This window comes from Nitrospirota bacterium, from assembly GCA_016207885.1.
In the GTDB taxonomy this organism is placed as follows: Bacteria; Nitrospirota; Thermodesulfovibrionia; order UBA6902; family UBA6902; genus JACQZG01.
This window is the reverse complement of sequence record JACQZE010000004.1, coordinates 175,840-198,961: the sequence shown is the minus strand read 5'-3', so window position 1 is coordinate 198,961 and position 23,122 is coordinate 175,840. Positions and strand designations below refer to the sequence as shown.

General features: G+C 46.3%; 23 protein-coding genes. 15 read left to right on the top strand and 8 right to left on the bottom strand.

What is annotated here, in order from left to right; genetic code table 11:
• Positions 1 to 16: 16 nt before the first annotated feature.
• The 3 genes from malQ to glgB are packed head-to-tail and all read right to left on the bottom strand — an operon-like array spanning position 17 to position 5,887.
• Entirely contained in the window at positions 17 to 1,522 is a 1,506-nt protein-coding gene (malQ, locus tag HY807_03640; protein ID MBI4825501.1) for a 4-alpha-glucanotransferase, read from the bottom strand.
• Entirely contained in the window at positions 1,519 to 3,942 is a 2,424-nt protein-coding gene (locus tag HY807_03635; GenBank protein ID MBI4825500.1) for a DUF3536 domain-containing protein, read from the bottom strand. The genes malQ and HY807_03635 overlap by 4 nt, the downstream gene beginning before the upstream one ends.
• A 10-nt stretch (positions 3,943 to 3,952) precedes the next feature.
• On the bottom strand, positions 3,953 to 5,887 hold the full coding sequence (gene glgB / locus HY807_03630) for a 1,4-alpha-glucan branching protein GlgB (protein ID MBI4825499.1): 1,935 nt from the start codon (positions 5,885 to 5,887) through the stop codon (positions 3,953 to 3,955).
• 257 nt (positions 5,888 to 6,144) lie between these two features.
• Between glgB and HY807_03625 the strand changes: the two genes are divergently transcribed.
• From HY807_03625 to HY807_03610, 4 genes are all read left to right on the top strand, one after another.
• Positions 6,145 to 7,341: an argininosuccinate synthase gene (locus HY807_03625; GenBank protein ID MBI4825498.1), complete on the top strand. Its 1,197-nt coding sequence runs from the start codon at positions 6,145 to 6,147 to the stop codon at positions 7,339 to 7,341.
• 26 nt (positions 7,342 to 7,367) lie between these two features.
• Positions 7,368 to 8,462 (top strand): DNA-protecting protein DprA, encoded by a 1,095-nt coding sequence (gene dprA / locus HY807_03620; GenBank protein MBI4825497.1) that lies wholly within the window; start codon positions 7,368 to 7,370, stop codon positions 8,460 to 8,462.
• 110 nt (positions 8,463 to 8,572) lie between these two features.
• Positions 8,573 to 10,825: a type I DNA topoisomerase gene (gene topA, locus HY807_03615; GenBank protein ID MBI4825496.1), complete on the top strand. Its 2,253-nt coding sequence runs from the start codon at positions 8,573 to 8,575 to the stop codon at positions 10,823 to 10,825.
• A 42-nt stretch (positions 10,826 to 10,867) separates the two neighbouring features.
• Positions 10,868 to 11,206 (top strand): nucleotidyltransferase domain-containing protein, encoded by a 339-nt coding sequence (locus HY807_03610; GenBank protein MBI4825495.1) that lies wholly within the window; start codon positions 10,868 to 10,870, stop codon positions 11,204 to 11,206.
• Between the two features lie 253 nt (positions 11,207 to 11,459).
• Here HY807_03610 and HY807_03605 read toward each other — a convergent pair whose 3' ends face one another.
• The 5 genes from HY807_03605 to HY807_03585 form a co-directional block, all read right to left on the bottom strand.
• On the bottom strand, positions 11,460 to 11,750 hold the full coding sequence (locus HY807_03605; GenBank protein MBI4825494.1) for a type II toxin-antitoxin system RelE/ParE family toxin: 291 nt from the start codon (positions 11,748 to 11,750) through the stop codon (positions 11,460 to 11,462).
• Complete coding sequence (locus HY807_03600; GenBank protein MBI4825493.1) at positions 11,747 to 11,974, bottom strand: addiction module protein; 228 nt, start codon at positions 11,972 to 11,974, stop codon at positions 11,747 to 11,749. Before HY807_03600 ends, HY807_03605 begins: the two co-directional genes overlap by 4 nt.
• Positions 11,975 to 12,079: 105 nt before the next feature.
• Positions 12,080 to 12,421, bottom strand: a complete 342-nt coding sequence (locus tag HY807_03595; protein ID MBI4825492.1) for a type II toxin-antitoxin system PemK/MazF family toxin — start codon at positions 12,419 to 12,421, stop codon at positions 12,080 to 12,082.
• Positions 12,418 to 12,657: a hypothetical protein gene (locus HY807_03590; protein ID MBI4825491.1), complete on the bottom strand. Its 240-nt coding sequence runs from the start codon at positions 12,655 to 12,657 to the stop codon at positions 12,418 to 12,420. The genes HY807_03595 and HY807_03590 overlap by 4 nt, the downstream gene beginning before the upstream one ends.
• 63 nt (positions 12,658 to 12,720) lie before the next feature.
• Positions 12,721 to 13,647, bottom strand: a complete 927-nt coding sequence (locus tag HY807_03585) for an RluA family pseudouridine synthase (protein ID MBI4825490.1) — start codon at positions 13,645 to 13,647, stop codon at positions 12,721 to 12,723.
• A gap of 126 nt (positions 13,648 to 13,773) precedes the next feature.
• Here HY807_03585 and HY807_03580 point away from each other — a divergent pair, with 126 nt between their 5' ends.
• The 11 genes from HY807_03580 to HY807_03530 all read left to right on the top strand — a co-directional run bounded on the left by HY807_03580 (position 13,774) and on the right by HY807_03530 (position 23,076).
• On the top strand, positions 13,774 to 14,256 hold the full coding sequence (locus HY807_03580) for a DsrE/DsrF/DrsH-like family protein (protein ID MBI4825489.1): 483 nt from the start codon (positions 13,774 to 13,776) through the stop codon (positions 14,254 to 14,256).
• Between the two features lie 18 nt (positions 14,257 to 14,274).
• Positions 14,275 to 14,502: a sulfurtransferase TusA family protein gene (locus HY807_03575; GenBank protein MBI4825488.1), complete on the top strand. Its 228-nt coding sequence runs from the start codon at positions 14,275 to 14,277 to the stop codon at positions 14,500 to 14,502.
• Between the two features lie 102 nt (positions 14,503 to 14,604).
• Entirely contained in the window at positions 14,605 to 15,876 is a 1,272-nt protein-coding gene (locus HY807_03570) for an outer membrane protein transport protein (protein MBI4825487.1), read from the top strand.
• A 153-nt stretch (positions 15,877 to 16,029) separates the two neighbouring features.
• Complete coding sequence (locus tag HY807_03565; GenBank protein ID MBI4825486.1) at positions 16,030 to 16,950, top strand: sulfurtransferase; 921 nt, start codon at positions 16,030 to 16,032, stop codon at positions 16,948 to 16,950.
• A 30-nt stretch (positions 16,951 to 16,980) separates the two neighbouring features.
• Positions 16,981 to 17,283 carry a DsrE family protein gene (locus tag HY807_03560; protein ID MBI4825485.1) on the top strand — a complete coding sequence of 101 codons (303 nt, stop codon included), beginning with the start codon at positions 16,981 to 16,983 and terminating at the stop codon, positions 17,281 to 17,283.
• 38 nt (positions 17,284 to 17,321) lie between these two features.
• Positions 17,322 to 17,486 (top strand): hypothetical protein, encoded by a 165-nt coding sequence (locus tag HY807_03555; GenBank protein MBI4825484.1) that lies wholly within the window; start codon positions 17,322 to 17,324, stop codon positions 17,484 to 17,486.
• Between the two features lie 67 nt (positions 17,487 to 17,553).
• Positions 17,554 to 19,242: a glycosyltransferase family 39 protein gene (locus HY807_03550; protein ID MBI4825483.1), complete on the top strand. Its 1,689-nt coding sequence runs from the start codon at positions 17,554 to 17,556 to the stop codon at positions 19,240 to 19,242.
• 249 nt (positions 19,243 to 19,491) lie between these two features.
• A complete protein-coding gene (locus tag HY807_03545) occupies positions 19,492 to 20,934 on the top strand; it encodes a YeeE/YedE family protein (protein ID MBI4825482.1) in 1,443 nt (480 codons plus the stop codon).
• A 31-nt stretch (positions 20,935 to 20,965) separates the two neighbouring features.
• Positions 20,966 to 21,217 carry a sulfurtransferase TusA family protein gene (locus tag HY807_03540; protein ID MBI4825481.1) on the top strand — a complete coding sequence of 84 codons (252 nt, stop codon included), beginning with the start codon at positions 20,966 to 20,968 and terminating at the stop codon, positions 21,215 to 21,217.
• 27 nt (positions 21,218 to 21,244) lie between these two features.
• A complete protein-coding gene (locus HY807_03535) occupies positions 21,245 to 21,577 on the top strand; it encodes a hypothetical protein (protein ID MBI4825480.1) in 333 nt (110 codons plus the stop codon).
• 104 nt (positions 21,578 to 21,681) lie between these two features.
• Positions 21,682 to 23,076 carry an FAD-dependent oxidoreductase gene (locus tag HY807_03530; protein MBI4825479.1) on the top strand — a complete coding sequence of 465 codons (1,395 nt, stop codon included), beginning with the start codon at positions 21,682 to 21,684 and terminating at the stop codon, positions 23,074 to 23,076.
• Positions 23,077 to 23,122 lie beyond the last annotated feature (46 nt).

Below are 23,122 nucleotides of genomic sequence, written 5' to 3'. Positions count from 1 at the left end.
ATTATTATACATAATATCATACAGATGACCTTCCATACAGCTTGGCCATGTCGTTCATATGTTTTATAAGTGCAGGGGTCAACTGTTCTGCTGAAAGCCTCCATTCCCAGTTGCCTAACGTAATACCGGGTATGTTCATCCTCTCTTTTTCACCGAGGCCGAGAATATCCTGCATCGGGATGATAACCGTGTCTGCGACAGACATCATGGCAATCCTGATGATCTCATTGTGGATAGTTCTTAATGATGCCTTATGGCCGATATAATCGGATATCCTCTTTTTCCCTTCAGCATCCACCTCATTTTTGAACCATCCCTTGATCGTGTTGTTGTCATGAGTGCCGGTGTAGACCACGCAGTTTTTGACGTGGTTGTGCGGAGCATACGGGTTGGCAGCAATATCTTCCCCGAAGGCGAAAAGAAGCACCTTCATGCCGGGGAACCCGAACCTGTTCATTATCTCTGTCACATCAGGGGTGATGATACCGAGGTCTTCGGCAATGATGGGTAGTCGCGGCAGATGTTTTAAGAGCGTGTTAAAGAAATCATCAGCAGGAGCAGCGATCCATCTTCCGTTAACAGCCGTCTTCTCGCCTGCCTGAACCGCCCAGTAGCCGACAAAACCCCGGAAATGGTCAAGCCTGAAGAGGTGAAGGAGCTTCAGATTGTGCTCTATCCTTTTTATCCACCATGAGTATCCGCTCTCTTTAAGCGCGTCCCAGTTATAAAGCGGATGGCCCCATAACTGGCCTGTCTCACTGAAATAATCAGGAGGCACGCCTGCGACAAGCGAGGGCTTCTTCTCTTCATCCAACGTGAATATGTCCGGGTTTGCCCATACATCCGAGCTGTCATAATTTACATAGATCGGGATGTCCCCGAATATCTTTATGCCTCTGCCTTCGCAGTGATTCTTCAAGGACTGCCACTGCCTGAAAAAGAGATACTGCAGGAATTTCAACTTCAATATCATGCCGCCTGATCTTCCTGCCCATTCACTTAAAGCATCTTCATTTCTGTCCTTCAGTTCCTCAGGCCATCTGCTCCAGTCGATGCCGTTAAAGTGTTTTTTTATTGAAACGAAAAGGCAGTAGTCATCAAGCCAGTATGCGTTCTCCCGGCAAAAACTCTGGAAATCATGATGGTGAAGCAGGGCATCTTTTATTTTTTCAAAGGCAAGGCTGAATAACGCGTCTTTGTATTCAGCGGCTTTGTTGTAATCCACCCTGTCCTTGGGAAATGCCGGAGGGTTTTGGATGTCAGACTCAGCGAGAAAGCCGTCCCTTGCCATTAGTTCAGGGCTTATCAGAAGGTGATTTCCTGCAAACGCGGAAAAACTGCTGTAAGGGGAATTTCCATACGCCGGGCATATCGGGGTCAGCGGGAGTATCTGCCAGTATCTCTGCCCTGCCTGAGCAAGAAAGTCAGCGAATAAATAAGCAGCCGGCCCGAGGTCTCCTATGCCATAGGCTGAAGGGAGGGATGTGACATGAAGAAGGATGCCGCTGCCGCGTTTCATCAGGTGACCTTGATATGAAGATAATAGCCTAACTTTCTAAATGCCTCTACCCATCTCTTTGCGAATTCATCGCCGCCTTTGGCCCTCTCTTTCATGGTGATGTATGTTTTTCTGGAGATCATGAAGTACAGGTTTTGCGCCTTCCAGAGGTCCATGGCCAGTGATAAGGGGTTCAGTATCCTGAATGCGTTATCTATCAATTCAAAGAGGCGCAGGTCTTCAGGGTCATGGCTGAGTTTCTCCATGAGGTTATTTACCCATGAGCTGATCGAGAAGCCGATCGTTGCGGAGTCTATCTTCAGAGACCATTTTAAAGCCTCATCCGCCAAACTCTTCAGCTTCTCAAGGTCAAGTTCTTCCCCGGTATCAAAGATCTTTTTAAGGTCGGTATTGAGTATATACTCTGTTGCGGCTGCAAAAGGCCTTGGCAGCCTGACGTGCAGGCTGTGAAAGAAGTTCATTACTGCGTAGTGGTTCTCATATATCTGGCGGTAGGAGGCCTCGATGCTTTCATATGTCAGACGCAGTATCTGGTTCAGGATCTTTCTCTGCTCGTCTTTAAAGAGGTGCCAGATCGAATAGATGTTGCCGCCGAAATGCTTGTCCATGAACCTTATGACCTCATGCATATCGCCTCTGTCAAACGCGGTATGCAGCTCGTTCTGCATGGCTGAGAAGTCTTCATCCCCGATAAAATCTTCAGCCCCGCCGCTGATATTGTGGTCGCCGAGATGGAGCACGGCGAAATTTATAGTCTTTTCTTCCCATGTTATATTGGATCGTATGACCGCCTTTCCGGTGGCGAGCTTCAGCTTGCCTGCTTCTGTTTTGTTATATGCCACGTTTTCCGCGAGGTAGCAGAACAACTCTATGTGTGAATTGTATCTCTCAAAGAAGGAGGAGATGCCGTAGTGCGCGCCAACCCTGAGCAGGTCGGTCCTTGCCGGTTTTACGTAGAGGTCATAGACTTTTGCGGCGTTCCCGAAGACGTTGCTCGGGGTCTCGCCGAGTTTCTTCAGGTATTCAGGCTCAAGTTTAAGCCCGAAGATGTCCTCTGCGTATTGCATAGCCCTTGAGGCATACTGCATTATCTGAACTCCCTCAATGCCTGATACATCATCAAAGAACCAGCCGCAGCTCGTGTACATGAGCATGGCGTTTCTCTGCATCTCAAGAAGGCCGAGGGCCTTCACCTTTTCATCTTTGGCAAGTTTTTTGCTCGCATGGCTTTCAAGATACTTCTCTACATTCGGCACAGACCTGTCAAATACCGCGTCTATGTAACCGTTCCTCGCGCCCCACGGGTCTTTAAAGTAATTTGACGCCTCATTCTCAAAAACCTGAACGAGAGTGTCCCTGAGGCTGTCCATCGCGTCCCTTAACGGCCTTCTCCACTTCTGGTTCCAGTCATGATGCATCCCTGTGTTGCACCCGCAGCTGCTTCTCCATCTTTCAACGCCATGGATGCAGCTCCATGAAGAGTTTTCATATATCTCAACTACATGTGTCGGCGGGTGTTTTGCAAGATACTCGCCGTAATTTGTTATCTTTGCGAGGCTGTTTGACTCGATATAATGCAGGCAGTAAGAGAGCGCCATGTCTCCGAAGCGGTGGTGGTGCCCGTAGTTCTCTCCATCAGTGGCGATATGCACAAGCTGAGGCCGGTTTCTCTGGCTGTTAAATGCGGAGAGCAGTTTGTTGGCAAAGCCCTCGCCGTTCTTCAGCAGGTTCGCGAAAGAGACCTCCTGCGCGATAGGGCCGTCATAGAAAAAGATGTTAATGCTTCTGCCTGACGGGAGCATGCAGAGATACGGCATCGTCGGGTCTATCCTTTCACCGCTTACATCAAGCCAATTCGGGGTGTCTCTTTTGCGTATCCTTTGCGCCTGACGAGGCGAAAGAATGGTGAACTTTATTCCGAGCTCAGCGAGCACTTCAAGCGTCTCTGTATTGACCGCGGTCTCCGGAAGCCACATGCCTTCGGGAAACCTCTTGAACCGTTTCTCAAAATCCTTTATCCCCCAGATTATCTGTGTGCGCATGTCACGTTTATTGGCAAGAGGCAGTATCATGTGGCTGTATGCCTGAGCAATGGCAGAGCCGTGGCCTGAGAATCTTCCTATACTCAGCCTGTCCGCCTCAAGTATCGCCTCATAGACATCAGGCTTGCGCCTCTGCAGCCATGTCAGGAGGGAAGGGCCGAAGTTGAAGCTGCTCTTTGAATAGACATTGACTATCTCGATAATCCTTTCTTCCGGGTCGAGTATGCGGGACGCGGCGTTCGGGGCGTAGCATTCAGCGGTTATCCTCTCGTTCCAGTCATGATACGGATATGCCCCGTCCTGAAGCTCAACCTCTTCAAGCCATGGGTTTTCTCGCGGCGGCTGGTAGAAATGTCCGTGTATGCAGATGTATCTATCCATTATTTATCTTTCAGCTCTTAAAGAATAAAACGCTGAGCGGAGGCAATGTCAAAGAAAGAGAGCAGCCTTTTCCGTGCATGGGGGCCTCGTCAGCGTTGGCTCCGCCGGAATTCCCAAGGCCGCTTCCGCCGTATATCGGGGCGTCGCTGTTTAAAAGTTCTCTCCACCAGCCCCCTCTCGGGACTCCCACACGGTAGTTAAATCTCGGTACGGGAGTGAGGTTGCACACAACCAGAAATATATCGCCGGATGACCTTCCCTTTCTGGTGAAGACCAGGATGCTCTCTTCCCAGTTCTGAGAATCGATCCATTCAAACCCCTCGTTTGAAAAGTCTATCTCATGAAGCGACGGCTCTCTCATGTAAAGATGGTTCAGATCCTTCACCCATTTCTGTATCCCCTGATGTGAAGGGTATTGAAGCGCGTGCCATTCAAGGCTCTCATTATGCTCCCACTCTTTCCACTGTGCAAACTCGCATCCCATGAAGAGGAGTTTCTTCCCCGGATGGCCGTACATGTACCCTAAGAGAAGCCTGAGGTTTGCCGAGCTCTGCCACTCATCTCCCGGCATCTTGCCGATGAGCGCTCCCTTGCCGTGAACGACCTCGTCATGCGAGATCGGCAGGACGAAGTTCTCAAAAAATGAATACCAGATGCTGAAGGTGATCTGGTTATGCTGATATTTACGGTGGACAGGGTCGTGGGAAAAATATTTCAGCGTGTCATGCATCCACCCCATATTCCATTTCATCCCGAACCCGAGGCCGCCTACGTAAACAGGCTTTGAGACCATGGGCCAGGCTGTTGACTCTTCGGCAATGGTCTGAACATCCGGGAAGGCTGTATAAACCGCTTCGTTGAATCTCTTCAAAAAACTGACCGCCTCCAGGTCTTCATTTCCGCCGTATATATTCGGTATCCATTCGCCTTCCTTCCTCGCGTAGTCGAGATAGAGCATCGAAGCAACTGCATCCACCCTTATCCCGTCGATGTGATATTTATCGAGCCAGAAGAGGGCGCTGCTTATCAGGAAATTTCTCACCTCGTTCCTGCCGTAATTAAAGATGTAGCTCTTCCATTCCTGGTGAAAACCCTTCTTCGGGTCTGAATGCTCAAAGAGACAGGTGCCGTCAAAATATGAAAGCCCGTGCGCGTCAGACGGGAAGTGCGAAGGTACCCAGTCGAGAATTACGCCAATGCCGTTCTGATGGAGATGGTCGATCATATACATGAAATCCTGTGGTGTGCCGTACCTGCTGGTTGGTGCGAAGTATCCGACCGTCTGGTATCCCCATGAACCGTAGAACGGGTGCTCCATTACAGGCAGAAGTTCAACATGGGTAAAGCCCATCTCCTTTACATATTCCGCGAGCTGATGCGCTGTCTCCCGGTATGTCAGGTATCTGTTCCCATCTTCAGGCACGCGCCTCCACGAACCGAGGTGGACTTCGTATATGGAATAAGGCGCGTCAAGCGCGTTCTTCTTGTGTCTCTCTTTCATCCATCCGCTGTCTTCCCATTTATAATCCAGTTCCCATATCCGCGAAGCGGTTCTGGGCGCGCGTTCAGATGAAACAGCAAAAGGATCGCCTTTGTCCACGCTGTAATCATTGAACTTTGAGACGATGTGGTATTTGTAAACAGTCTCCTTTAAGAGGCCGGGAATGAAGCCCTCCCATATGCCCGAGCCGTCCCAGCGCGGAAAGAGCTGATGAGACGATTTATCCCATCCATTGAAATCGCCTATGACCGAAACCTTCTCCGCATTCGGAGCCCATACGGCAAAGAGCGTCCCGTCCTTGCCGTCAGCCTTCATCAGGTGTGAACCGAGCTTGTCATAAAGCCTGAAGTGGTTCCCCTCTTTAAAAAGATATATATCTTCTTCAGAAAAAAGGCTTACTCCTGCGATCACAGCAGCCATTTTATTGGTAGTAAGTTCGTTCATAGTGTCTCTTATTATATATTTATCATCAAATATATCAAAACGTAATCGTAAATCAAGGATGTCTCTTGTATTATGTGAAACAAATTCAGAGCGAAGATTAATTCCTTAATTTTACATTTTTTATCACTTGTGCTAATTTTATTGAACTTAAAGATGGTTTGTCATTTCGAAATCGGTACGGCTGAGAAATCCAAGATTCCTCACCCCGTTGGGGATTCGGAATGACAACGTAAATCAATTTTAAAATTAAAGGAGCAATGATGAAGATAAAGAAGATAGTTCTTGCGTATTCAGGCGGGCTTGATACCTCGGTGGCTATAACATGGCTGAAGGAGACCTACGGGTGCGAGGTCATAGCTTACTGCGCAGACCTCGGGCAGGAGGAGGAGTTGACCGGGCTTAATGCAAAGGCTCTGAAGACCGGCGCGTCAAAGGCTTATATAGTTGACCTTAGGGAGGAGTTTGTTAAGGATTTTGTCTTCCCGATGCTCAGGGCAAATGCGGTTTATGAAGGAACATACCTTCTCGGCACCTCGATAGCAAGGCCGCTTATCGCAAAGAAGCAGATAGAGATCGCAAAGAAGGAGAAGGCAGACGCGGTCGCGCACGGAGCAACAGGCAAGGGCAATGACCAAGTGAGGTTTGAGCTTACATGTTATTCGCTTATGCCGGAGGTAAAGATCGTCGCTCCATGGAGGGAATGGGAGTTTGATTCAAGAGAGTCTTTGATAGCCTATGCCAAAAAACATAATATCCCTGTGACAGCCACAAAGAGCAAGCCTTACAGCACCGACAGGAACCTCTTTCACATCAGTTATGAGGGAGGAATTCTGGAAGACCCGTGGGCTGAGCCGCCTCAGAACATGTTCACATTATCCGTCTCTCCTGAGAAGGCGCCTTCAAAAGCGACTTACATAGAGATCGGCTATATGGATGGCAACCCTGTTTCAGTTAACGGCAAGAAACTTTCTCCTGCAAAGCTTCTGAAGGAACTGAACACAATAGGCGGCAGGAACGGAATCGGCAGGGCGGACATAGTTGAGAACAGGTATGTCGGCATGAAGGCAAGAGGCGTATATGAAACACCGGGCGGAACGATATTGCATACAGCTCACAGGGCTGTTGAATCAATCACGCTTGACAGGGAGGTCATGCACCTGAGGGATTCGCTTGTCCCAAAATACGCGGAGCTTATATATAACGGTTTCTGGTTCTCTCCTGAAAGAGAGGCCTTGCAGTCACTTATAGACCATTCACAAAAGGGCGTGACAGGAACGGCGAGGTTAAAGCTTTATAAAGGCAACTGCACCGTTGCCGGCAGAAAGTCGCCGAAGTCGCTTTACAACCCTGAGCTTGCGACATTTGAGTCTGAGCAGGTCTATAACCAGAAGGATGCCGAAGGGTTTATAAAGTTAAACGCCCTGAGGCTGAAGATAAGAACAAAAATAAAATAAAGGCCGCCTTATATCTTTCTTAAATCATGTCTGACCTTAAACATTATCTTGCACTTGCTCTTCTGCCTGATATCGGGATGGTACTTGGGAGGCGGCTTATGTCTGTCTTTGGAAGCCCTGAGAAGATATTTCGCGCTTCTCATAACGACCTGAAAAAAGTTGAGAACATCGGAGAGAACAGGGCAAAGAGCATAACTGATTTCAACTGGGGCAGGGTTGAGCATGAGATAAAGAAGGCAGAAGAGAATAATATCACCCTTCTTTGCATTGAAGATGATTCATACCCTGCCTCAATAAAGCTCTTTCCCGACGCTCCTTTTGTTTTATATGTAAAAGGAGAGATACAGGAAGAGGACAAATACTCTATTGGAGTAGTCGGCTCAAGGAAAGCCACAAGCTATGGCATGCTTGTGGCAGAGAAGCTGAGCTTTAATCTGGCAAAGTTCGGGCTGACGATTGTGAGCGGTATGGCGATGGGTGTGGATTCAGCATCCCATAATGGTGCGCTAAAGGCATTCGGCAGGACGATAGCGGTGATGGGTTCAGGGCTGGATGTGCCTTATCCGCATTCAAACAAAAAGTTAATGGATTCAATAGCTTTATCAGGTGCGGTTGTGAGCGAATTTCCCTTCGGTACGCCTCCTTTGAGGGAGAACTTTCCAAGGAGGAACAGGATCATCAGCGCGCTCTCACTTGGTTTGCTGGTTGTAGAGGCCGCAGTTGACAGCGGTTCGCTGATTACAGTACGATATGCCCTCGAACAGGGTAGGGATGTCTTTGCGGTGCCCGGCAACATAACATCGGGAAATTCACGGGGCACAAACGCGCTTATCAAGAACGGCGCAAAGCTTGTTGAGGATGCGGAAGATATCATCAGCGAGCTGAGGCCGCAGATAAAGGGCATCCTGAGTAACGACAGGATACTGGCCCGGAAAGTGCTTCCTCAGATGAGTGAAGTTGAAAAGACGCTCTTTGGATGCTTGACAAATGAGCCGAAACAGGTAGATTTAATAATCAGGGAGAGCAGGATCGCGACACCGAAGGCTCTCTCGGTTCTCTTGAACCTGGAACTCAAAGGCATAGCAAAGCAGATGGAAGGGAACTGCTATTCAATAAATTAGTCTCCTTTGTTGTCATTCCGGCTTGTCCGGAATCGGTATTAAGAAGGATTCCGGACAAGCCGGAATGACATTTTTTTGAATAAAAATAATTATTGTTGTATAAATTACAAATTATGAAATCATTATTAATAGTTGAGTCACCCGCAAAGGTAAAGACACTGAGTAAATTCCTCGGTAAGGACTTTACTATTTTGCCTTCTATCGGCCATGTCAAGGATCTTCCAAAGAAAGAACTTGGAGTGGATGTTGATAACGATTTTCTGCCTCAGTATGTTGTCATCGACGGCAAGCAGAAGGTCATGAAGGACCTGAAGAAGGCGGCAAAGGGCGCTAACAAAATATTCCTTGCCCCGGACCCTGACAGGGAGGGCGAGGCGATAGCTTGGCATATCGCAGAGGAGCTTAACGGTGATTCCGATAAAGTGCTCCGTGTCGTATTCAACGAGATAACAGAGCGCGCTGTTACAGACGCGATAAAGCATCCGCGCAAGCTCAATATGGATCTTGTCGACGCGCAGCATGCAAGAAGGGTGCTGGACAGGCTTGTGGGTTATAAGCTCTCTCCTCTTTTATGGCGGAAGATCCGCCGCGGGCTCAGCGCAGGCAGGGTGCAGTCTGTCGCGCTCAGGCTTGTTGTAGACAGGGAACGCGAGATAGCTGCTTTCAACTCTGTGGAGTACTGGAGCATTACCGCGAAACTTGAGGGAAGTGCGCCTCCTCCTTTTGAGGCGAGGCTTATAGAGGTTAAAGGCAAAAAAGCTGAGATAGGCAACGAAGCTGAGGCAGCGGTTATTCTTGAAGGACTTAAAGGCAAAGACTTTACAGTCAGCAAGGTTGAGAAGAAGAGCAGAAAACGTTCTCCTGCCCCCCCATTTATAACAAGCACGCTTCAGCAGGAGGCATCGAGAAAATTAAGGTTCGTCGCGAAGAAGACGATGTTTGTCGCGCAGAAGCTTTATGAAGGACTTGAGATCGGAGCCGAAGGTTCGGTAGGCCTTATAACCTACATGAGGACCGACTCTGTAAGGGTCGCAAAAGAGGCACAGCAGGAGGCAGCGGAGTTTATCGAGAAAGAGTTCGGCAAAGAGTACCTGCCTGCCAAACCGCCTGTATACAAAAGCAAGAAGTCGGCACAGGACGCGCATGAGGCGATAAGGCCCACATCGGTCTTCAGAACACCTGAAAAATTAAAAGGCCATCTTTCAAGTGAAGAGTTCCGTCTTTACACCCTTGTATGGAATCGCTTTGTGGCAAGCCAGATGAATCCCGCGCAGCTTGAGCAGACCTCAGTTGACATAGCGGCTGATAAATATAATTTCAGGGCAACCGGCACTGTCGTCAAGTTCCCGGGCTTTATGAAGATATATATTGAGGGGGTTGACACTGATGCTGAAGAGGAAGGGCTGCTCCCTTCTCTTGCAGAAGGCGATAAACTGAAGACACTCTCTGTCACTCCGAAGCAGCACTTTACCCAGCCTCCGCCAAGATATACAGAACCTACTCTCGTCAGGGATCTTGAGGCGAAAGGTATCGGAAGGCCGAGCACATACGCCACCATCCTCTCAACTATACAGGAAAGAAAGTATGTGGATAAGGAAGGCGGCAGGTTCAAAGCTACAGAACTGGGCTTGGTTGTTAATGACCTCCTTGTTGCAAGGTTTGCCGAGCTGATGGATTACAACTTCACTGCAAAGATGGAGGATAATCTCGACAAGATAGCTGAGGGCGCGTTTAAATGGACCGATATTGTAAATGATTTTTACCGGCCTTTTGACAGGCTACTTGGCGAGGCTTTGGAGAATACTGACAGGGTGAAACCGGCGGACATCCCGACTGATGAGGTCTGTGAGAAATGCGGCAAGCCCATGGTCATCAAGTGGGGCAGGCACGGGAGGTTCATCGCATGCACGGGCTATCCTGAATGCAAGAACACCAGGCCGCTTGAACCTGAGGCTGGAGAGGCTGCTGCCGAAGCGCAGGTAACTGATGAGAAATGCGCAAAATGCGGCGCGCAGATGGTTATCAAGGCCGGCAAGTTCGGGAAGTTCCTTGCATGCAGCAATTATCCAAAGTGCAAAAGCACCAAACCTATATCAATCGGCATTAAATGCCCTGAAGACGGCGGCGATATTGTGGAGAAGAGGTCTAAAAAGGGAAAGGTCTTTTTCGGCTGCGCCAATTATCCGAAATGCACTTTTGCCTCCTGGTACAGGCCCACTCAGAAAAAATGCCCTGAATGCGGAACCGGAATCCTGGCTGAGAAAAAGACAAAGAAGGAAGAAGCGTTGGTCTGCCTTAATAAGAGTTGTCATTATAAAGAAGAGATCCATGGTGACAGCGGCGAAGAGCCTGTAGAAGAGTAAAGTCTGCTTTAAAGCTATTTCCCATTGTGCTATTTTACTTGTATGAATAACAGCACAACTTTCGATAAGAAATTTATCACCGGCATCTCAAGAAAGATTGTAGAGAACTTTAATCCTGAGAAAATAATCCTGTTTGGCTCTTCCGCCAAAGGAACACAGACAAAAGAGAGCGACATGGATTTGCTGGTAATAATGGACAGTAAACAAAGACCTGCAAAGCGCAGTATGGATATATCAAAGGTATGCAGGCCTAAATTCATCTCCATGGACATCATGGTCAGAACCCCCGAAGAAATCAAAAGACGTCTTCAAATGGGCGACTATTTCATCAAAGAAATTATTAAAAAAGGTAAAGTCCTGTATGCCAGAAAAGCTGGTTAAAGAATGGCTGACAAAGGCGGAAGAGGAGCCATTGACAGAGAGTGATCACAAATTATTACGAGAGACAATTGTTGCCGTTGATAAGGATGCAAAGCACTAATGCAGAGCGCAGGACACTTTATTAGATAATCTGTTATTGCAAATCTCACCTCTTCACCATTTTCAGCAACTCCGCCGGATTCATGATTTTTATCCCGACAGCCGGGGAGTCTTTTTTATTTGGGGTGACAATGAAATCGCTTGGGTGGTCATTTCAGTGCCTGTGTTTCCAATAATCCGGATGACGGCGCTGATGCATTATAGCAAGAACAAAAATTTTATCTGGCTCGATGCTGTAGAGAATGCCGTATGGGAAACGGTTAACAAGGCAGCGACGGACGTCTTCTTCTATAACAGGCCAAACTTTTGGGTAACTAACAATGTTTTGTATTGCGGTATACACCTCAATTGAAAAGTCATAACCGAGGCCGGCTTCACAATCTTCATAATATTTAATAGCTTTGACAAACTCATCTCTTGCCTCATGATGAAATGAGAAGGTCATTTATTAAAGCTCTCGCGAATCTCCGCGAACACTTCATCTCCGGGAATGGCTTTCACGCTACCGGATCGCAATTCCGCAAGCCGGCGTTTAGCAACCTTTAACCACTCTTTTTCTATTTCAGCATCTGGTGGATTGAGTGTTTGAAGCAGAGAATCTACGACTATGGCTCTCTCCTCAACCGGAAGGGACGCTGCTTCCTCTATTATTTCTTTCATTCCATGCATGATTACAATCTCCTTTCTGAAATAACTTAGCACATCAACTTTTTATTAGCAATTCTGATGCGTTAACTCCTCAACCGCCTTCTTCATATCTTCCGGCATATGAATTTACTCCAGAACAATAATCCTTAAATTCTTCAGCAGCAGCTTTTTATTGTCAGCGGTAAGCTCTCCGATATGTTCCTTAAACCTTTTGTTATCAATTGCCCTGATCTGGTCAACGATGATGTCGGACTCTTTTTTTAAGCCGGATTCAGCACTCTTTAAATGTACCCGCAGAATATTGCTTTTGGGCTGGACCTGGGTTGTAATGGGGCAAATGATGGTGCTTGGGTGGCCATCATTCAACAGGTTGGTCTGAACTACGACAACAGGCCGTATCTTTCCCGGCTCTGTGCCGAACCTCGGATTCAGGTCTGCCGTATAAACATGAAATTTGCGGATGGTCATTCGGGTATCTCATCTTCTAACAGTTCCATTTCATGTAAAACTTTAAGGGAAGACCCAGAGACCATGCGGGACTCTTTTATTAATCGTTTCTTGAGCAGGCTTCTTATAATAAATTTGTTGTAGAAGCTTACTGCTTCATTGATATAAGAATTTCTTGGTTTATGTATTTTTTCGAGAATATCTTCTGTCTCATCAAAAACTTCATCTTTAAGTTTTAACGATAGCGTCTTGGACATAATTACACCTCCCTTCGGTATTACTCATAGTATATACCAAAAAATAATTTGTCAAGAAGGCAATTATTCTTTCAGCTCTTCAACAGCCTTTTCCATATCTTCCGGCAGCGGCGCTGTAAGCTCAAGGAATTCATTTGTCACAGGATGCCTGAATTTTAAAGAATATGAATGAAGCATCTGTCTGTCGAACCGCAGGGTTTTTGCCGCGAACTTTAATGTTGTTTTTGTGCCATAAGTTTTGTCCCCAAGTACAGGATGACCGGAGGATGAGAAGTGCACCCTGATCTGGTGTGTCCTTCCTGTAATTATCCTGACCTTTACTAAAGAGGCAGCCTTGAATGCGGAAACAACCTCATAAAGTGTGAGCGCCTCTTTCCCTTTTCTTGTCTTTGTGGACATCTTCTTTCTGTCTGAGGATGACCTGCCTATTTCAGCGCTGAACTCCCCGCTCCTGTTTTTGGGCGTTCCATATACAAGCGCCATGTAGTATTTCTCAACCTCTTTGTTTTTGAACTGTTCGATAAGGTTGAAATATGCCTCGTCAGTTTTGGCAACGATTATCAGGCCGGAGGTCTCTTTATCAAGGCGGTGCACTACTCCGGGGCGCAAAGGCGCTCCGGCAGATGCCAGTCTTCCGCATTTGAAGACAAGTGCGTTCATAAGCGTGCCGCCGCTGTTCCCCGCAGCCGGGTATATGACCATTCCAGGGGGCTTGTTCACAACAATGATATGCTCGTCCTCAAAGACAATGTCAAGGGGAATATTTTCAGGTATAAGTGCGCCAGCCGGCTCATCCGGGATAGTGATATCTATAATATCTCCCGGCCTGACGCGGCATCCCGGCTTCTCGGGTTTTGAATTTACCAGCACTGCCCCGTCTTTTACGAGCTTTTGTACGGATGACCGGGTAAGCCCGCATTCTGATGAGATAAAGGAGTCAAGGCGCTCCGGCCCGGACTCAGTTCCGACGGTGACCTTCATTTTTTTCATATGTGTAGTTTAGCAGTTTCATCAGCTATTTTATGATCATTAATTAATAACTATCATATGTCTTTGCTTTTTGGCCGGTAACGTGATTTAATGAAAGAAGTAATAACATGGTAAAGGAGGCCTTATATGTCAGAAGAAAAGAAGAAGAGGATAGCGATCATCGCGTCAAAAGGGAGCCTTGATATGGCATACCCTCCGCTTGTGCTTGCGTCAACTGCGGCAGCCATGGATGTCGAGGCGACGATATTTTTCACTTTCTATGGTATGGATATCATCAACAAAAAGAAGTACGGGAAATTGCAGGTGGCTCCGATCGGCAATCCTGCAATGCCTTCGCCTGTGCCTATACCGAATATCATAGGGATGCTGCCTGGCATGACGGCCATTGGTACGATGATGATGAAGAATATGATAAAGGGAATAAACTGGCCTACAATACCTGAGTTTGTAGATACATGCCTACAGTCCGGCGTGAAGATGATGGCATGCTCCCCTACAATGGAGATGACAGGCGTGAAAAAAACAGACCTTGTGGACGGTGTAATTATCGCAGGCGCGGCTGATTATCTTGATTTTGCGCTTGATGCGAATATAAGTCTCTTTATTTAATGAACAGGGGAGGTTGGTATGGATGCTGACAGGATAGTTGATTGCAAAGGGCTTAACTGTCCGATGCCGGTTATCAAGACAAAGAAGGCCATTGAAGAGATGCAGCCGGGGCAGGTTATCAGAGTGGAGGCCACTGACAAGGGTTCTCTTAATGACATGCCTGCTTTTGCAAAGAGGACCGGCAACGAGATCGTTGAGTCGCGTGAAGAAAACGGCGTATATATTTTTTATATAAAGAAGGCCTGAACCTGAATTAATGTATGTAACCGGACTTGACAAGCGAGGCGTAAGAAGTTAATTTATCTGCAAGCTTATTTTATACTGTTTTACATAAAGGAGGACATATCTATGAAGAAGTCTGGTTTTAAAGGCCTGTTTTATTTGGTTGCAGTCGTTGCATTGAGCCTGGCAGCGGGCAGCGCGTATGCAACTAACGGTTATTTTTCACATGGCTACAGTATCAAGAACAAGGCTCTTGCAGGAGCAGGAACCGCTCTGGCCCTTGACTCAATGTCAGCATCCACAAACCCCGCTTCGATGGCATTTGCGGGCAATCGCGTTGATCTGGGTTTATCATTTTTCAAGCCTAACAGGCAGTATACCGTGACAGGCGATCCAACAGGTTTCCCGGGTACTTTCGGCTTAACTCCCGGCACTGTTGAGAGCGGAAAAGAATGGTTTATTATCCCGGGCCTCGGGTATAACAAGATGATGAATGAGAATTATTCATTAGGAATATCTATCTTCGGCAACGGCGGCATGAATACTGATTACAGCACAAGGACTTTCTATGGTGATGATCCGACTGGTATTGACCTTTCGCAGTTATTTATTGTTCCGACATACGCGAGAAAGATCAATGCCAAGCATGCTTTTGGTATAAGCCCTGTCATTGCTTACCAGATGTTTGAGACAAAGGGCTTGGGTTCTTTTGCCGGATACTCACACAATTCTGCAAAACTCAGCAACACCGGCCCTGACAGCGCTTTTGGTATAGGCGCGAGGGTAGGATATATGGGAGAATTAACGCCAGGTTTTCACGTCGGCGCATCATACCAGACAAAGATATTAATGGATAATTTCGACAACTATGCAGGGCTTTTTGCACAGCAAGGCGACTTTGATATCCCTTCAACCTGGAATATCGGTGTTGCCTATGACATTCTTCCTGAACTGACCGCTGCCCTTGACCTGCAGGCGATATACTACAGCGACATTAATTCAGTAGGAAATTCATTCCTTCCTAACCTGCAAACAGATATGCTCGGTGACGATCATGGCGCAGGTTTTGGATGGGAAGACATGTATGTTATTAAGGCCGGTGTCCAGTGGCAGAGCAACAAGGATTGGACCTGGCGCGCAGGTTACTCATATGCCGAGCAGCCGATACCCAGCAGTGAAATGATGTTCAATATTGTTTCTCCAGGCGTAATCGAGCAGCATGTTACAGCCGGTTTCACAAAAAAGTTTGCAGACAACCAGGAGCTTGATATCTCTATCATGCGTGCATTGTCAAATGATGTCTCCGGGCCGAATCCTCTGGAAGCTCCCGGTGCTCAAACTATCACACTTGAGATGGATCAGTGGGAGTTCTCTTTAGGATACTCTAAGTCCTTCTAAGTCCTTAATAAGAATGTAAACCCGAAAGTGGAATGCCATCCCCTCCGCTTTCGGGTTTTTTTCGTGTTGACAACAGGCAGCTTTCTATAATATCGTTATATTGTACAATGTAATTTTTTCTAATATAAAAAATATTCAGGAGGTGTTTCAGTAATGCAAAGATCCAACAGGAAGTTAGCCGCATATTTTGTTTCATTATTTCTGCTCTTATCACTCTTTTCAGGCTTTCAAAATGCGTATGCAAACGGCGCTGTCGCCCCGCTTGTTGAAACCCAGTGGCTGGCCGATAATCTGAAGAAACAGGATATTCGCATCTTGCACATAGGCGAGGTGGAGAATAACTTTAACGCCAAACATATCCCGGGTTCTGTATTTCTGAATGTCGGCGACCTGATGGGATTAATCGGAAACGGCAGTATGCCTCCTGACAAGGCAAAATTTGAGGGCACCATGAGCAGGCTCGGCATTGACAATGACGCACATGTTGTAATAGTCGGCGCAGCCACAGGCACTCCTTTTCCTGTGACCGCATTCTGGCTCATGAAAGCTCAGGGCCATAATAAGGTCAGTCTGCTTAATGGCGGCGTAACAAAATGGGTTAATGAAAATCGTCAGATGACAGGAGAGCCCGCAAGTATAAAAGCTTCCAAATATACGGCCAAACCTGACTTGTCTGTATTCGCGGACGCAAAATATGTATTGGCCAATATGAAGAATCCAAAGGTGGCTATATTGGATGTTCGCGGTTCAGATGAGTATTCAGGGGCAAATGCAATTGGGATGAATAAAAGAACCGGCCATATTCCCGGTGCTGTCAACCTTGATTCCCTGCCTACCAATAATAATAATGACGGGACATTTAAATCAGCAAAGGACCTTCAGGCGGCTTATGCGGCTAAAGGCGTTACAAAAGACAAAGAGGTTATCACATACTGTCAGGGCGGTGTTCGTGCTGCAAATACTTATTTTGCGCTCAAGCACATTCTTGGTTACCCGAATGTAAAGAACTATGTCGGCTCATGGGGAGAATGGGGCGATAGGGTTGATCCTGCAAAATACCCGGCAGAGAAATAATCAGATATTATTTTTACAAAGGAGGAAGTGATGAAGTTAGGCATACTCGTTAACACAGATAAGCACGCCGGAGATGTGGTCGGAATAACAAAGGCCGCTCTTGCGAAAGGGCATGAGGTCATTATATTTATGATGGACAGCGGCAATTATCTTTTAGGGAATCCTGATGTGACAGGCCTCTGTGAGCAGGCGGGTGTCAGCATGAGTTTTTGCGACCACAGCGCGCAGAAGCTCGGTGTATCCAAAGACGGGATTCCAAAGAAGGTATCCTGCGGCAGCCAGTTTGATAACGCAAATATGAACAGCGCGGCTGACAGGGTCATAGTTCTCTAACTTAAGAACTGACAAGTTAAAACTTTAGGAGGCATTAAATGAAGATATTGCACATATTAAATGATGGCCCAACCGACCTTTCTGCCAAAATTGTCAATACTCAGAAGCAGGGCAATGAGGTAAAGGTCGTTGAACTTTCAGGCCTTTCTCATAACGAGCTTGTTGATGAGATCTTTTCCAATGACAAAGTAGTATCCTGGTAAAAGGCCTAATTCAGGAATTGAAGGGCCAGGATCTTATGCCTGGCCCTTTTTCTTTATTCAGACAGCCATGACAGACTCTTCTCCTGCGCTTAAAAAAAACGATTATCTTGTTATTATAGCCCTGCTGAATTTCTTTATTCTTCTGACCTTATATCAATTCCGCACCCTTGATGACAACAGGCTTGTAAGCTGGAACTGGATATTTGAGGGCGCTGATGTTCCCATGTTCTTCTTTTTGATAGTTGCCGGCATAATGGCGGCTTTCTTTCTTTCAAGAATAACCTTTGCGGAACGAGGCCTCGGGCTATTTCTATTTGTATCATCGTTTCTGATATGCATTTTATTCTTCAGAGAACCCGAGGTGATCGTGGATGCCTCAAGGTACTTTACCCAGGCAAAGAACCTTGAGGTCTACGGGCTAAGGTATTTTATGGATGAGTGGGGAAGGGGCATTAACGCATGGACTGACCTGCCGGTTGTGCCCATGCTTTACGGGCTGGTCTTTAAATTTTTCGGAGAATCAAGGCTCTATGTACAGATATTTACGTCGCTGCTCTTTTCCTCGACCATTCTGCTTACCTATAAGATCGGGAAGGCGCTCTGGGATAAAGAGACCGGATTTATTGCCGGAGCATTGCTTATGGGTATTCCTTATATATATACACAGGCGCCGCTCATGCTGGTTGATATTCCGGCGATGTTCTTTCTGTCTTTATCGGTATTTGCTTTTATCAGGGCGTTAGAGAGAGGGGGAGCCTGGCTCGTTCTTGCATCTATTTCATTCTTCCTCTCCTTCTACTCAAAATATTCGATATGGCTTATGCTTTCCATTCACGGCATTATATTCTTTGCTTTTCTGATACAGCGCCAGGGGAATAGAAATCCGATAGCACAAAGGGGTGCCGCAGTTGCAGTCACTGCTGCCATTTTAACAGGGGCTGTATTTCTGTATAAATATAATTTCTTCTCAGGGCAGATCAGGCTGTTGCAGGAGTACCAGGGGCCCGGACTGAGGCGATGGGGAGAGAGCTATCTCTCAACATTTTTTTTTCAGATACATCCTTTTATCTCTCTTGCCGCATCATATTCTCTGATCGCTGCTTTAAGAAATAAAGATTTAAAGTATTTGATAGTTTTATGGCTTGCAGTAATCGTTTTTACACTCCAGATAAACAGGATACGCTATACGCTGCCGGCCTTTCCAATGCTTGCGCTTATGGCGTCTTACGGACTGCGGGAGATAAGAGAGCAGGAGGTCAGGCGCTTTCTTGTTTCATGTGCGGTTTTATCTTCACTTATTCTGTCGATATTTTTTTATCTTCCTTTTCTGGATAAGATGAGTGCAGTGAATCTGAAAGATGCAGGCCTGTTTCTGGATTCCTCCGGCATTGGAGATGCGGAGGTTGTAACAATTCCATCTGAGGACAATGTCATAAACTCAGCCGTATCGGTTCCTCTGCTTGATATCTTCACGCATAAGAAGCTGGTTTTTAAATATGTGCGGGAGGAGATATCTGCTGACAGAATCAAGGAGTCATCCCTAAGATTTACATGGGCATACTCTAACCCGGGGTATTACTATAATGAATCTGAAGATGTTAAAGTTGCTCCGATGCTGGTTGTTATCTCAAGTCAATCAGGCCAGACAATGCCGGATTATATTCTATCCAGGACCGAAGGCCGCTCACTGATCAGGACATTTGACAGATCAACGGGGATATTCAGCTATAATACTGAAGTGAAGGTTTATCAATAAGAAGCTGAGGGTTACAGCGTCGCCTTTTGTGAAAAACATATTTTATCTGTCCGGAAAAACAAACTAATAAAGGCTGATAATTATACAATTAGTTTTTATTATTGGACTAAAGGAATCGTCTGGATTAATATTATCTGTTTTCTATATAATAACTAAATTGATTTTTATACGATATTGATCCATTAATCTTTTTTAATACAGTTTTCCCCTAAATTACAAAAACTTTTTAAAAGGAGGTTTTAAATACCTGTGGAAAATATTGAAAAGAGAAATAGGTTTTGGGCTTTTGCTGTCACAGGCATCCTGATCCTTATCAGCCTGCTGTACTACAAGGTAAATGTTTACTACATTTATCTCACAGTATACATCTGGTTCGGGTTCACTTACGGGATGATGCTGCAGTACGGAAGGTTCTGCATGGCCTCAGCCTCGAGGGATCTTTTTGCTGCCGGAGTGCCGCGAATGGCTGTTGGCATTCTTATAGCGCTAATCTTCTTCAGCCTTGTAAGCGTTGTACTGGCCGCAACAAATATGAGCACCTTTCATGCCGGGCCGTTAGGAGCGCATGAACTATTAGGCGGCATAATCTTTGGAGTTGGGATGGTACTTGCAGGAGGTTGTGCATCAGGTTCTTTGTATAAAATAGGCGAGGGCAACGGCACATCTGTTCTTTCTATCCTGGGCATATCTTTTGGCCAGGCTATATTTGTTGATGTCGGCGGTATTTTCAACAAACTTCTCCCACAGTCATGGATCGATACTGCTCAGGCAACAACCTGGGTGCCAAAGGACAAGATCACCTCATGGTTTGATTACTATTTTCTTGGCAATATAGTTCATAAAAACAAAATAATCCTTTCAGATACCGGTGCTTTTTCTTCAATCAGCGGGAATGTTATGAGAAATTTTATTGCCAACTCGCTAATAAACACTATCATCCCAGCTCTACTGGTCTTGATACTCATATATGTTGTATATATGCGCAAGGGTTTCTTGAAGAAGAAACAGAAGGAGTTAAAGAAGGCAGGCAAAGATGAAACTACCGGATTCGGCGATGATATCTCCGGGATCTGGAGCATGATAACCGCTTCTCAAAAGACAACCCTTATGGGTGTCCTTATAGGCATAACTGCAGGTATTCATATACTTGTAATGAAGGGCATGCAGAACAAGTTCGGCATATCAAACTTTGGCGAGCTCCTTATAAGGATGGGGCATAACAGTGATGTTTCTACAAGGGGCCAGGTGTTTGACCCGGGGTATTGGTACATAACTACACAGGAAGCCCAATTTGCAGGCTGGATAATGGAGAAGGTTGGATGGAATGTCCATGATGATGTCTTCTTTGGTGTCATGAACGGGCTTCCGGAATTATGGCGTAACCCCGCACTCTGGATGTCTGCTGGAATTATATTTGGCGCTTGTGTAATGGCGCTTCTTCAAAGGGAATTCAAGTTCAAACTTCCAAAGGGTGAACTCATTGTATGGGGACTTGGCGGCGGGCTTCTTATGGGAATAGGCGCGCGTGTTGCACTTGGATGTAACATAGGGGCATTCTTTATCAGAGTTGCAGGCGGCGATCCGGGCGGATGGCTTTTCGGTATAGGCATGGTTCTCGGCGGCTGGTGCGGAGTCAAGTTCTTTAACTGGTGGACAGACAGAAAGATGGCAAAAGAGATGGCAGCCTTTTAAATAAAAAAACAATTTAAGGAGGAAACTTGTAATGGCAATGAAATTTGAAAAAATCAGTGACGGCAGGTATATGCTGGATGTATGCGGGTATGTGTGTCCGCATCCGCAGATCTATACCAAAAAATCTATCGAGAAGATAGCAACAGGCGATATCCTTGAACTGGTCTTTGATAATCCTTCATCAGGTGAGACCATAATCCAGATGTGCGATCAGGCCGGCCATGATATCCTTGAGAGGAAAGAAGAAGGCGGCAAGCTGATTTATATAATTGAAAAAGGTTAAAAATAGAAGATCATAGGAGGGCCTGTAATGAAGAACAGTTTGTGGATAATAATATTGATTGTTGTGGCAATCCTTGCTTTTCTGGTTGGATACAGTTTGGCGCCTAATGATGCGGGAACAGGCGGCGGAGTAGCAACAACTCAGTCTGGCGGATATGGAGGGCATGCAGCAGGTGGTTACGGAACCGGAGCCCACCCGGCAGGCGGTTATGGTACACCATCAGGCGGTTATGGAACTCCGACTGGTGGTCACCCGGCAGGTGGTTACGGCGCACCGTCAGGCGGCTATGGAACTCCGACAGGTGGTTATGGAGCGCCGGTGGGTGGTCAAGGCGCATCAGCTGGTGGTTACGGACACTAGAAGTAAGTTGTTGAAGTAATTTGTTCTCTTAAATCATGATGTATTGATGCCAGAAAGGCTGCATATATTGAGTGGTCTTTCTGGCATTTTTTATTGTAAATCAAATGAATATCAATTCTAACTTCACTAAAAGCGGGATAAAAGATGTTGTGATTCTGGGCGGGGGGCTTGCGGGCCTTTCAGCCGCTCATACCCTTTCTGTCGCAGGAAAAGACCTCATAGTTATTGAAAGCGACCCCACTGTGGGCGGGCTTTCAAAGACCATCATTCATAATGATTTCAGGTTTGATCTCGGCGGTCACAGGTTTATCACGAAGAATGAGAAGATAGAGCAGTATGTCAAAGGGCTTCTGAAAGATGAATCACTTGCAGTATCCCGGAAGAGCAAGATATATATGCGCGGTATGTTCTTTGATTATCCGCTGAAGCCTTCAAACTCTATCTTCGGGTTGGGCATTCCTACCACTGCTAAAATCCTATTTGGCTATATTAAAGAGAAGGTCAAGGGCATTTTTATAACACCTGTGAACATCTCTCTTGAGGACTGGGTTGTGAACAACTTCAGCCGCACGATGTTCAATCTCTACTTCAAGGATTACAGCGAGAAGGTTTGGGGGATCGACTGCAGCAGAATAAGCGAGGAGTGGGTCTCTCAGAGGATCAGGGGCCTCTCGCTCTGGGTCGCTATAAAGAATGCCTTCTTTAAATTCAGCGGCAAGGAGGTTCCCACCCTTGCCAGCAATTTTATTTACCCTTCTCCGGGGATAGGATATCTATCGGACAGGCTGAAAGAAGAGATAGAGAAGTCTAACACCGTTATGACCGGAACAAGGGTCACAAAGATCATTCATAAGGATTTTACCGTTCTCAGCGCGATCGCGGAGAATTGTGATCATGTTTATGATATTGAAGCAAGGGAGTTTGTATCAAGCATTCCCGTAACAAGCCTTGTTAAGATGTTAAGCCCCGCTCCTCCTGAAGATGTGCTTGAGGCCGCTTCAAGCCTCAAATACAGGGATCTTGTCCTTGTAACGATCATGGTTGACCGCGAGAAGCTGACCGACCTTACATGGATATACATTCCCGAGAAGGGTTTTTCACTTGGAAGGATACATGAGCCCAAGAACTGGAGCCCTGAGATGGCGCCTGAAGGAAAGACACACTTTGTATGTGAATACTTCTGTTTTGAAGGCGATGACATCTGGAAGACAGATGATAAGGAACTTACCTCTATAACAGTAAAACAGCTTGTCAGGCTCGGTTTCATACAGGCATCAGAAGTGATAGACAGCTGCGTTGTCAGAGTGCCCAAGACTTATCCGCTTTTTGAGGTCGGGTATGAGAAGCATTACAAAAAGCTGATCGATTATCTGGATAACTTCAAGAACCTTCATATCACAGGCAGGAACGGGATGTTCAAGTATTACAATATGGATCATACGATGGAGTCCGGTATAGATGTCGCTGAAGGGATAATCGGAAAACGTTTTCCTTTTTAATATAAGAGTTAGAACTTGGATGCCATAACCTGATCTTGCCCCTATT